The sequence below is a fragment of the Microbacterium sp. genome (assembly GCF_047607225.1).
Classification (GTDB): domain Bacteria; phylum Actinomycetota; class Actinomycetes; order Actinomycetales; family Microbacteriaceae; genus Microbacterium.
Window position 1 is genome coordinate 20,470 of record NZ_JASGDO010000062.1, and the last position, 11,376, is coordinate 31,845.

At 70.1% G+C, this 11,376-nt stretch carries 12 protein-coding genes; all 12 read right to left on the minus strand.

What is annotated here, in order from left to right; genetic code table 11:
• Positions 1-24 precede the first annotated feature (24 nt).
• A complete protein-coding gene (locus QM591_RS12845) occupies positions 25-711 on the minus strand; it encodes a DUF2520 domain-containing protein (protein WP_415132784.1) in 687 nt (228 codons plus the stop codon).
• Positions 708-2,474 carry a PH domain-containing protein gene (locus QM591_RS12850; RefSeq protein ID WP_415132785.1) on the minus strand — a complete coding sequence of 589 codons (1,767 nt, stop codon included), beginning with the start codon at positions 2,472-2,474 and terminating at the stop codon, positions 708-710. Before QM591_RS12850 ends, QM591_RS12845 begins: the two co-directional genes overlap by 4 nt.
• Before the next feature lie 74 nt (positions 2,475-2,548).
• Positions 2,549-3,172, minus strand: coding sequence for a PH domain-containing protein (locus QM591_RS12855; protein WP_415132786.1), 624 nt, complete (start codon positions 3,170-3,172; stop codon positions 2,549-2,551).
• Positions 3,117-3,611, minus strand: a complete 495-nt coding sequence (locus QM591_RS12860) for a DUF3180 family protein (protein WP_415132787.1) — start codon at positions 3,609-3,611, stop codon at positions 3,117-3,119. Before QM591_RS12860 ends, QM591_RS12855 begins: the two co-directional genes overlap by 56 nt.
• Positions 3,608-4,159: a 2-amino-4-hydroxy-6-hydroxymethyldihydropteridine diphosphokinase gene (gene folK, locus QM591_RS12865; protein ID WP_415132788.1), complete on the minus strand. Its 552-nt coding sequence runs from the start codon at positions 4,157-4,159 to the stop codon at positions 3,608-3,610. Before folK ends, QM591_RS12860 begins: the two co-directional genes overlap by 4 nt.
• A complete protein-coding gene (gene folB, locus QM591_RS12870) occupies positions 4,156-4,527 on the minus strand; it encodes a dihydroneopterin aldolase (RefSeq protein ID WP_415132789.1) in 372 nt (123 codons plus the stop codon). Before folB ends, folK begins: the two co-directional genes overlap by 4 nt.
• The gene (folP, locus tag QM591_RS12875; RefSeq protein ID WP_415132790.1) at positions 4,524-5,336 is read right to left on the minus strand and encodes a dihydropteroate synthase; all 813 of its coding nucleotides are present in this window, start codon (positions 5,334-5,336) and stop codon (positions 4,524-4,526) included. The genes folB and folP overlap by 4 nt, the downstream gene beginning before the upstream one ends.
• Before the next feature lie 13 nt (positions 5,337-5,349).
• Complete coding sequence (gene folE, locus QM591_RS12880; RefSeq protein ID WP_415132791.1) at positions 5,350-5,946, minus strand: GTP cyclohydrolase I; 597 nt, start codon at positions 5,944-5,946, stop codon at positions 5,350-5,352.
• 9 nt (positions 5,947-5,955) lie between these two features.
• On the minus strand, positions 5,956-7,965 hold the full coding sequence (ftsH, locus tag QM591_RS12885) for an ATP-dependent zinc metalloprotease FtsH (protein ID WP_415132792.1): 2,010 nt from the start codon (positions 7,963-7,965) through the stop codon (positions 5,956-5,958).
• Between the two features lie 95 nt (positions 7,966-8,060).
• Positions 8,061-8,612: a hypoxanthine phosphoribosyltransferase gene (gene hpt / locus QM591_RS12890; protein WP_415132793.1), complete on the minus strand. Its 552-nt coding sequence runs from the start codon at positions 8,610-8,612 to the stop codon at positions 8,061-8,063.
• Positions 8,613-8,739: 127 nt separating this feature from the next.
• Complete coding sequence (locus tag QM591_RS12895) at positions 8,740-10,593, minus strand: DUF5979 domain-containing protein (protein WP_415132794.1); 1,854 nt, start codon at positions 10,591-10,593, stop codon at positions 8,740-8,742.
• A gap of 106 nt (positions 10,594-10,699) precedes the next feature.
• On the minus strand, positions 10,700-11,376 hold a 677-nt coding region (locus QM591_RS12900), incomplete at its 5' end, for a tRNA lysidine(34) synthetase (RefSeq protein ID WP_415132795.1).

Below are 11,376 nucleotides of genomic sequence, written 5' to 3' on the forward strand. Positions count from 1 at the left end.
CGCAGACCCTCCGCGAGGAAGGCGTCACCCCTCGGACGACGGCAGCGCCTGCAGAGCGGAATCGATCGTGGAGTGGACGAGCGCCGAGAGGTAGCGGGCGGGGTCGGCGACGCCGGCCTCGGCGAGCAGCCCGGCCGACTGTCGCAACAGCGCTGCCGAGAACTCCGTGGCGGTGGCGATCGCCTCGCCATAGGCCGCGCGATCGGCCTCGGCGACCACGACGGGCTCGCACCCCAGTTCTACGGCGAGTGCCTGAGCGATCGGCAGCACCGCGGGCGGCGCGGTCACGGCGGCGTAGGCGTCGTGCAACTGGCGCAGGTCGATCGAGGTTCCCGTGAAGGCGATGGCCGGGTGCACCGCCAGCGGTATCGCGCCGCGCGCGACCGCAGGCGCCAAGACGTCGATGCCATACGACGGGTCCGTGTGGAGCACGAGCTGTCCCATCTGCCAGGCACCGATCTCGGCGAGACCCGCAACGATCGGGCCGAGCTCGTCGCGAGGCACCGCGACGATCACCAGTTCACTACGCCGGACGACCTCGTCGGCGTCGAGGGTGGGGACGCCAGGCAGCACGGCCTCGACCCGGTCGGGGTCGGAGCCGAGGGTGATGCCGGTGATCGCGTGTCCGGCTCCGGCCAGTGCCGCCGCAATCACCGGCCCGACACGACCGGCGCCGATCACTCCGACACCGAGGCGACCCGATCGCGTCATACGCGGGGCTCCGCAGCACCGTCGTCGTGCGGAGGTACGACGGGAGATCCGGCTCCCGTGGATTCCGAGGAAGCTTGCGGAGCCTCCATCGCGCTGGTCTCCGTCGCGCTGGCCTGCGTCGCGGGCACCTCGAACGCCACCGCCGCGGAGTCGGAATGAGACTCCTCGGCACCGTGGTGAGAGTCCTCGGAGCCGGCTTCGCTCCATCGATGGGAACGGTCGCGGGACGACGCCTCCACGATTCCGTGCGCCGTCTGATCCCATACCGTCACGGCCGCAGCGCGGTCCAGGATGCCGAGGGATCCCGACACCTGACCGAGCACGGTGTGGCCGGTGAGGTTCGCGACGTTCAAGGCGCGGTCCACGGGCCCCTGAGAGATCCTGATGGACTGCAACCGCGCCAGTGGCAAAAGCACCAGCGCGCGGCGGAAGACGCCGCTGCGCAGCAGCAGCGCGTCGGGCGTCAGCAGGAATCCGTTCCTCCGCCACGACAGCGGGCGCAGCACCCACGCACGCCGAGGAGTCGTCGTGTACGGGTCGCCCTCCGCAGTCGGTCCGAGGATCCCACGGTCGAACACGTCCGGCCACGCGTCGGCGGGGAGAGACGGCAGGAGGAGGCGCATGACACGCTCCACGTCGGCGCGCGTGCCCACCGGCAGCACCTCCGCGGACTGCTGCGACGACGAGTCGGTGGCCGCCCGGCCGGACAGCCGGTTGACGCGGATCCGGAACCACCCCACCGAACGCCAGAGCAGCGGCTGCGCAATCTCGACCGCGTGGATGCGTCCGGGCGGGAGGGTCTCCGTGATGGTCGTGAACAGACCGAACGTGACGCGCACGCCCGACGGCGTCGGAGCGATCGAGTAGCGCAGCGACCGCGTGATCTGGCGGAACCAGTAGGCACCGAAACCGATCATCGCCGGCACGATCGAGAACAACACCCACGGCGTGCCGACGATGGAGCCGACGATCACCGCGGTGAGGAGCGCCAACAGCCAGATCGTCGATCCCGACAGCACGTGCGAGCCGATCAGGCGGCCGGCGGGAATGTGGACGACAGACTCCGGCTCGGCGTCGGGGCCCTCCGCCCCCTCGATCAGCTCGGTGAGCCCGGCCGCGACGACGGCGGTCGCCCGCGACCGCACCGATCCGCCCTGGCGCGCCTGCGCATCGGCCAGCTGGCGTCCCGACGCGAGACGCAGGATGTCGCAACGCACGGCTTCGGCGTTCGACGTCGAGAGGTACTCCAGCTTCACGTTGGAGTCGAGTCCGGCTCCCACGACCTCGAGCTTGGCCATGCCGAGCAACCGCGCGATCATCGGGCGAGTGAGGTTGACCCCCTGCACCCGGTCCAGCGGCGCTCGGCGGTGCGTGCGGAAGAGGACGCCGCTGCGCACCTCCACGTCGTCACCGGTGATTCGGAAGGTGTGGAATCGCCACGACATCCAGAAGATCCCGATCAGCACCAGCACCACGCCGAGCACCGCGAGGGCCGCCCACAAGACCAGGTTGTTCGCGACGACGAAATCGATCGGGTCACCCGTGTACTCGTAGTCGAACTCGTCTGCGCCCGGCAGGAAGAGGTTGATCAGGCGATCGCGGAGATTGGCGACGATGATGCCGATCACGACCACGAGGAACAGCCCGCCGCGCAAGAGCGGGGTGAGCGGGTGGAGACGGTGCCATTCGCCGTCGCTGAGAGGCGAGCGGACCTCGGCGACAGCGGCGGGGCGAACCGGCCCATCATCGCCCGCGGGGAACACTGCGCCCCCGTACGGCGGCGGCGTGCCTCCGGGCGACCCCGGCGCAGGCGGAGGGAACGCGTGCGGCTGGTCGCTCACAGCCCGGTCCGCCGGGTCTCTGCGACGTCGATGAGCGTGTCGCGCAGTCGTTCGGCAGCCGCCTGCGACAGCCCCGGGATCGTGACGCCGGTTGCGGCAGCCGCCGTCACGAGCTTGAGCTGGGCGATCCCGAATTCGCGATCGAGAGGGCCGTGAGTGATGTCGACGAGCTGCATGCGACCGTACGGCACCGCGACCATGCGCTGCCACAGGATCCCGCGACGGAAGACGAGATCATCGGTCCGGAGCTGGAAGCCGATCGACCGTGCCTGCCTCGGGAGCACGACGAGCGAAGCGAGGGTGATGACGACGGCGACGACCCCCGGGATCCACACCCATTCCTGCTCGAACCCGAACCACAACACGAGTCCCGCCACCACGATGAGAGCGAGGAACAACGCCCCGGAGATGAACTGCACGACGACGTACTTCGGGGAGACCTGATGCCACGTCCCATCACCCAGCGGGAGACGGTTCGCGTTCCGGGGTTCGGGGATCCGTGTGAAGGTGCCGGCGTCCATCACCTCGTCGCGGCCGCTCGGAGCGGCGACGTGGGCGAGGCCGTCAGTCCCGATGGGAGAGTCCGAAGTCGGGTTCGTCGGGTTCGGGCTGGTCGTCATCATCGTCCTTCCGAATCGTGCAGAGGTGCTCGGCCACGAGGCCCGCAGCCACCAGCAGCACGCCGCCGATCGCCGCGGCGATGGCCGCACTCATCGAGCCTAACGAGGGCGCCACCGGTCGCGAGACCAGAAACAGCACGAGGCCGCCTCCGGCTCCAGCGACCGCCGCCCCCACGATGCTCGAGGCGCGGGCCAGCATGGCGATGCGCAACGCGCGGAAGGGATCGACCGGGCGCGTGTTCGTTCCTGTCGTGGCTCGGCGAATGGGCAGAGCGAGCGCTACCGCCACCAGTCCCAGCAACACGAGGAGCACCGGCAGCATCAGCGACGGCGTGAACGTCGGCCGGCCCATGGCCGTGAGGATCTGGTCGAGGAGGAAGCCGGCGGCCAGCCCCGCCACCGCGACGACGGCGAGAAGACCCGGACTCGTCCGCTTCATTCCGTGCCCTCCGGTCTCAGCGCGCGGATCAGGTCGGTGACCGCACCGCGACCCGGCAGCACGGCCTCCGGATCGATCGATGCCCACGGCAGGAGCACGAAGTCACGGTCGGCCGCGCGAGGATGCGGCACCGTGAGGCGGGGGGTGTCGATGCGCAGGTCGCCATACGCGATGAGGTCGAGATCCAGAGTGCGGTCCTGCCACCGCGCCGCCCCGGCCACGCGCGGGGCGCGCCCGTGGCGCTCCTCGATGGCATGCAGATAATCCAGGAGGACGGTCGGAGCGAGTCGCGTCTCCACGATCGCGACCGTGTTCAGGTAGGACGGCGCCGACGAATCGCGACCTTCGGGGGTCAGCGCGACGGTCTCGATCGGATCCGCAGCAACCCTCACGCGAGTCAGGGGCGTGCGGTCGAGGTCGGCGAGGGCCGCGGCGAGCGTCTGAGACCGATCGCCCAGGTTCGCACCCAGGGCGATCACGGCCTCGGTTGCGGCCGCGTGCGACGCGGCGACATCGGCATCGAGCCCCTGCGCGAGTCGTCGGTTCATCCCTGCTCCTCTCGGCTCCGGCGGATCGTGATCGCGACGTCACCGAAGGGCACCGCGATCGGCGCCTGCGGCTTGTGGACGGTGACGGTCACGGCATCGACCTTCGAGAAGCCGAGCACCCCGTCGGCGATGCGCTCGGCGACGGTCTCGATGAGGTCGGCGGGCTCTCCCGACAGCACCGCGGCGACGCCTTCGGCCACCTCCCCGTAATGGACGGTGTCGGCGACGTCGTCGGAGGCCGCGGCAGGCCGGAGCGAGAGCTCGAGCACGACGTCGGCGACGAACTCCTGACCGTCACGCCGCTCGTGGGCGTAGACGCCGTGGTATCCGATGGCGCGGATGCCCGTGATCGAAATGCGGTCGGTCATCTGCCGCCCTCCCACCTGCGCCAGACCGTGAGCGCGTCGCGGGTCGCTCCGACATCGTGCACCCGCACGGCCCACACCCCCGCCTGCGCCGCAAGCACACTCGTCACGGCGGTCGCGAGATCTCGGCGCCGCTCATCGACGCGGCCCGGCGCCTCCTCACCCGCGAGGGCCTCCGCGAGGAACCGCTTGCGACTGGTTCCCACGAGCACGCGCGGCCCCATCGCGCACACACGGTCGAGCGCCCGCAGGGCCTCCCAGTTCTGCGCGCCGCGCTTCCCGAATCCGATCCCCGGATCCAGCACGATCCGCGCCGGGGGGATCCCCGCGGCTGCGGCAGCCACCACGCGCCCCTCCAGCTCGCCCACCAACTCGCGCGGGAGGTCACGGTACTCGGCTGCGGCATACATGTCGGCGGAGTGTCCGCGCCAGTGCTGCAGGATGATGTCGGCGCGCAGTGACGCGACAGCCTCCAGCATCTCGGGGTCGGCGAGTCCACCCGAGACGTCATTGACGAAGGACGCCCCCGCCTCGACGGCAGCGACGGCCGTCGCGGCGTTCATCGTGTCGACGCTGATGGGGATGCCGTCTTCGGCGAGCGCCGCAACGACCGGGAGCACCCGCTCGCGTTCGACAGCGGGATCCACGCGCTGGGCGCCCGGTCGTGTGGACTCGCCCCCGATGTCGAGGATGTCGGCACCCGCGGCGCGCAGGTGGCGGCCGTGAGCGATCGCCGCCGCCGGATCGAGGTGGCGCCCCCCATCGCTGAACGAATCAGGGGTGACGTTGACGATCCCCATCACGAGCGTCATGACGCCGTCTCCGTCATGTCGACGGCCCGTGGCCGCTCAGGAGCAGCATGATCTCCGACCGTGCCGCCGGTTCCGCGAGCTCACCGCGTGCTGCGACGGTCACCGTCGACGCGTCGGGCTGTCGCCCGCCCCGCATCGTCACGCACTCGTGCGTCGCATCCAGCACCACCACGACGCCCCGCGTGTCGAGGGAGCCCGCGATCACGTCGGCGATCTGCTCCCCGAGGCGCTCCTGCACCTGGGGACGAGCGGCCAGCACGTCGACGACGCGCGGCAGAGCGCCGAGCCCGACGACCTGTTCCCCCGGCAGATACGCGATGTGCGCGTGCCCGGCGAAGGGCAGCAGGTGGTGCTCGCAAACGGAGCGGAAACGGATGTCGCGGAGCATCACCGCTCCGGAGGGCAGCGTGTCGGGAGCGGGACCGCGGGTCACCGAGATCGTGTGCGCGAGCGGGGCGGCGGGATCCTCCCCCACGCCCGCGAAGAACTCGGCGTAGGCGTCGGCCACACGCTGCGGGGTCAGTCGCAGGCCGGGACGATCGGGATCCTCTCCGATCGCCTCGAGCAGGTCGCGCACCAGAGCGGCAACGCGGTCACGATCGACGGCCACGGATCGAGCCTATGCGGTCGCCGGTCGCGCCTGCCCGCTCGGACGCCGGGCCGGCGCCATCTGCGCCGCCGCATCGTCCTCGGCCGCGACGCTGGCAGCGAGGCTCGCCTCATCCCGCGTGCGCGGCACTTCGACGGGCGGCAGCGTGGACACGGGGCGCTCCTGGCTGGAGAGCCACTGCGGACGCGGCGGCAGCTTCTTGACGTCGGAGAAGATCTCGGCGAGCTCGAGGTGGTCGAGCGTCTCCTTCTCCAGGAGCGCCAGCGCGAGCTTGTCGAGGATGTCGCGATTGTCGTTGATCACCTGATACGCCTCGTTGTGCGCCTGCTCGATCAGCTCGCGCACCTGCGCGTCGACGCGCTCGGCGATCCGCTCGCTGAAGTCACGGCCGTGCCCCATGTCACGCCCCATGAAGACCTCACCCGACGAGGATCCGAGCTTGACCGGACCGATGTCGTCGGTCATGCCGTACTCGGTGACCATCTTGCGGGCGATCCCGGTGGCCTTCTCGATGTCGTTCGAGGCTCCCGTGGTGGGGTCGTGGAAGACGATCTCCTCGGCCACGCGGCCACCCATCGCATAGGTGAGCTGATCCTGCAGTTCGTTGCGGGTGACGGAGTACTTGTCCTCCAGCGGCAGCACCATCGTGTAGCCGAGCGCCTTGCCGCGCGGAAGGATCGTCACCTTCGTGACGGGGTCGGTGTTGTTCATCGCCGCCGCCGCCAGGGCGTGGCCGCCCTCGTGGTAGGCGGTGATGAGCTTCTCCTTGTCCTTCATCACGCGCGTGCGACGCTGCGGACCGGCGATGACGCGGTCGATCGCCTCGTCGAGCGCGCGCATGTCGATCAGCTGGGCGTTGGAGCGCGCGGTGAGCAGGGCCGCCTCGTTGAGGACGTTCGCGAGGTCGGCACCCGTGAAGCCGGGGGTCTTGCGCGCCACGACCGAGAGGTCGACCGACGGCGAGAGCGGCTTGCCACGACCGTGGACCTCGAGGATCCGCTGCCGCCCCTTGAGGTCGGGGGCGTCGACGCCGATCTGCCGGTCGAAGCGTCCCGGACGCAAGAGTGCCGGGTCGAGGATGTCGGGACGGTTGGTGGCCGCGATCACCAGCACCGACGCCTTCGGGTCGAAGCCGTCCATCTCGACGAGCATCTGGTTGAGCGTCTGCTCCCGCTCGTCGTGACCGCCGCCCATTCCGGCGCCACGGTGACGACCGACGGCGTCGATCTCGTCGATGAAGATGATGGCGGGCGCGTTCTCCTTCGCCTGGTTGAAGAGGTCGCGCACGCGGCTCGCGCCGACACCGACGAACATCTCGACGAAGTCAGAGCCCGAAATCGAGTAGAAGGGGACGCCGGCCTCTCCGGCGACGGCGCGGGCAAGCAGCGTCTTTCCGGTTCCGGGAGGGCCGTACAGGAGCACACCCTTGGGGATGCGTGCGCCGACTGCCTGGAACTTCGCGGGATCCTTCAGGAAGTCCTTGATCTCCTGCATCTCCTCGATGGCCTCGTCGGCCCCGGCGACGTCGGCGAAGGTGACCGTCGGCGTCTCCTTGGTCACGAGCTTGGCCCGCGACTTGCCGAACTGCATGACCTTGCTGCCGCCGCCCTGGGCGCTGGAGAGGAGGAACCAGAACAGCAGACCCAGCAGGATGAGCGGGATCATGAGGGACAGCAGGCCGTCCCAGAAGGTGGCCCGCGGCACGACGTCGTCGAAGCCCTCCTTCGGCTTGGCGGCATCGATGGCCGTGACGACCTCATCGGCACGCGCCGAGTTGTAGTAGAACTGGACGTTCTTCGAACCCTGGAAGTCCTTCGACAGGGCGAGATCGACCCGCTGGTCACCGTCGGTCATGACGACCTTGGTGACGGTGTCGCCGTCGAGGAGGCCGAGGCCCTCCTGCGTCGTGATCCGCTTCGCGCCGGTGAGCCCGGAGATCAGCGACATGCCGATGAGGAACAGCACGCCGATGAGCAACACGTAGACGAACGGGTTGCGGGTGAGCTTCTTGAAGTCCATGATCCGCTCAGGCTATCGCGCGCCGACTATGCGCGGTCTGTGCATTCGCCCACGGCGTACCGTGCGTTCACGCCCGCCACGGGCCGTGCGAACCCTCAGCTGTAGACGTGCGGCGCGAGCACGGCGACGTCACGCAGGTTGCGGTAGCCCTCGGCGTAGTCGAGCCCGTAGCCGACGACGAACTCGTTGGGGATGTCGAACCCCACGTAGCGGCAGTCGATCTCGACCTTCGCGGCTTCGGGCTTGCGCAGGAGTGCCAGCACCTCGATCGATGCCGCGCCGCGAGACGCGAAGTTCTCGAGCAGCCAGCTCAGGGTGAGACCGGAGTCGATGATGTCCTCGACGATGAGCACGTGCTTGCCGGTGAGGTCGGTGTCGAGGTCTTTCCGGATCTGGACGACCCCGCTGGACTTCGTGCCGGCGCCGTAGGACGAGACGGCCATCCAGTCCATCGCGATCGCACGGGGAAGCGCCCGGGCCAGGTCGGCCATCACCATGACGGCCCCCTTGAGCACGCCGACGAGCAGCAGGTCCTTGCCCTCGTAGTCGGCGACGACCTGGGCGGCGAGCGCGTCGAGTCGTTCCTGGATCTGCTCCTCGGTGACGAGGACGGTGGTGAGCTGGTCTGCGATGTCGGCCGCGCGCATCCTTCGAGTGTAGGCATTCGAGGGATGCTCCCCGAACGCCGCGAGCCGGATGATCCGGGCGCGGAACAGAGCGGAGGACCGGGAGCACGTGACTCCCGGTCCTCCTCATGTCAGCGCGCGAGCGCTCTCACTCCGCGCGAGCGGTGCGGCGGGTGCGGGCCCAGACTCCGAGGCCGACCAGCAGTGCTCCGATCGCGAGGATGCCGTACGCCGGCTCCCCACCCGTGATCGCCAGGCCCGGAGGCGGCGGGGTCTCGTGGTGGTGGTCGACGCCGGTCGGCGGCGGCGTCTCGCTCCCCGGCGGGGTCACGGGCGGCGTCGCCGGCGGGGTCGCCGGAGGCGTGACCGGCGGGGTGGGCGGAGGTGTCCGGGTGAGCGTGTTGGTCACGGTGACCTGAACCACTTCGCCCCGCCCGATCGTGATCGACGTGGCCGACAGCCGCGGGGTCTCCCAGGTGGCTCCGTCGATGGTCACGGGCGCCAGTTCCGACAGCGACAGCACGGCCCCCACGGGCAGCGGCGACGACGTCACGACGGTGCCGTCGGCCGGCAGGACGAGCGTGCCGGATCCCGCGGCGAAACCGTCACCGGCGGGGTACTCGTACGCGAGAGTGAAGGTGGTGTCGCGGGCGACCAGGTCGGCGCCGTCGCCCTCGATGACCTTCGAGGCCGAGAACGGTGCGCGCGCGACGGTCGCCTCGTTGGTGAGGGTCACCGCGACGGTGGTGTCGGCCCCGAGAACGAAGTCGTTCTGCGAGAACTGCGGCTCCGCCCAGTCGATGCCCGCCGGGCCCGTCGGGACGATCTCCTCGACGTGCACCCGCGATCCCGCGTCGAACTCCGGGCTCTTCCACGTGTCACCCTCGGCGACCTGGAAGGTCCCCTCGGTGACCTCGCCGTCGGGGGCCGTCACGGTGTAGGTGCCCTCGAACGCCAGACCCGCGATCGGCTCGTCGCTCCAGCGGACCTCCTTGGTGATCGAGAAGTCGCCCACACGGTCGCCGCCGCCCACGCCGCCACCGCCCTGACGGGTGACCGTGCCGGTCACAGTCCGAGTGGTCTCGCCGGCGATCGTGATGTCGGCCTCGTTCGTGTACGTGCGCGCGGCGCCACCGTCGGTGACCTTCACGTTGCCGTGCACCGAGTAGAACCATCCGCCCTGCGAACGGAACGAGACGAGCACCGCGTCGCCGTCTTCCGTGATGGTGGCGCCGACCTGGGAGGTCACGCGCGTCCAGCCGGTGGGCTTGCCGGTGGCATCGACCTTGTTGGTGCCGATGACGAAGATGTCGATCGCGCCCGAGTCAGTACGCGCCCACTCCTGGTTCTCGCCCAGCCGCTCCCGCACCGTGACGAGCTGGTCGTCGGCCATGCCCTGGCGCGGCGCCTTGATGTCGACGGCCCACGCGATGGTGTCGGTCTCACGGTCGTACTTGCCGGACTTCTTGTTCGGCATGCCCTCGAACGTGCAGTCGGGGCAGGTGGACGAGCCCGGCGTGACCGTGACCGACGCGTCGACGTCGCCGAAGTCGTAGGTCACCTCGGTGGTCTCGGTGACCTCCGTCTTGACCTCGACCCAGAAGTCGAACGTCCCCTTGAGGTTGCGCGGATGCTCGGCGAGGTAGTCGGCGTCGAAGTCGCAGACGATCTGCGTGGCCTCGACGGTGCACGTGCCCATCACCTCACCCGCAGCGTCGCGCAGGGCGAACGAGTCGGACAGCCCTTGGAGATCTTCCGGCAGCTCGACGACGAAGCCTGCGGGCGGCGTCGGGTTGTTCGGGAGCGACCACGCCCCCGTGAGCTCCGCCTTCTTGCCCGACTCGACCGTCGACTGCGTGAACGCGATCGACGTCACGTTGGCCTCGGTCTCATACGGCGGCGCGGCCTGTGCCGCTGTGACCGCCGTCAGCGCCATGACGCCGCCGATCACGAGCGCCAGCGCCGCGCTCACGCGCTTTCGCGCACGCGCGAATCTGATCATTTCGTCCCTCCCCCAGGTACGAGCGCACTCGCCCCCCGGCGACGTGCGATATGCGGGGAGGAATCGCCTCACCCGCCATAGATGAGATGGGCAGAGGTGCGTTCTATTACGCGGAGGCGACGAACTCGATGCGCGAGCCCCGGCGGAGGGCTCGGCATCCGGGGAGGTCGATGGGCCCCTGGCCGGTCCACTCGGTGACGAGTCGGGCGACCTCCCGCGTCTGTGCGCGGGTCAGGCTCTGGCCGAACTCGCTCGCCACGACGTGACGGATGATGCGGTGCCGGAGCGCGGGCGGATTCGCGGCGAGCGCCCCGATCGACACGGCGATCCCGGCCTCGGCGGGCTCCACGATGTCCTCGATCGTCTCGTCGATGATGGCCGCGAAGGCGTCGGCATCCTCCCGCAACTGGTCGGCCGTGCGGGCGAGGGCCTCGGCGACCCCTGGACCGAGCGCGGTCTCCAGCAGCGGAAGGACGTCGTGGCGCACGCGTACGCGGAGGAAGCGGCGGTCGAGGTTGTGCGGATCGTCCCACGGCTCGAGCGACTGCGCCGCGCAGGCGGCGCGGGTCGTGGTGCGGCGCAGGCCGAGCAGAGGTCGGAGCCACCGCAGTCCATCGACCTCTCTGTCGGGCGAGATGCCGCCGAGGCTCGCGGCGCCCGAGCCGCGGGCGAGCCCCAGGAGCACCGTCTCGGCCTGGTCGTCGAGCGTGTGGGCGAGGAGCACGCGGTGCGCGCCGACCTCGCGGGCCACGGCGGCCAGCGCGGTCCGGCGGGCGTCACGGG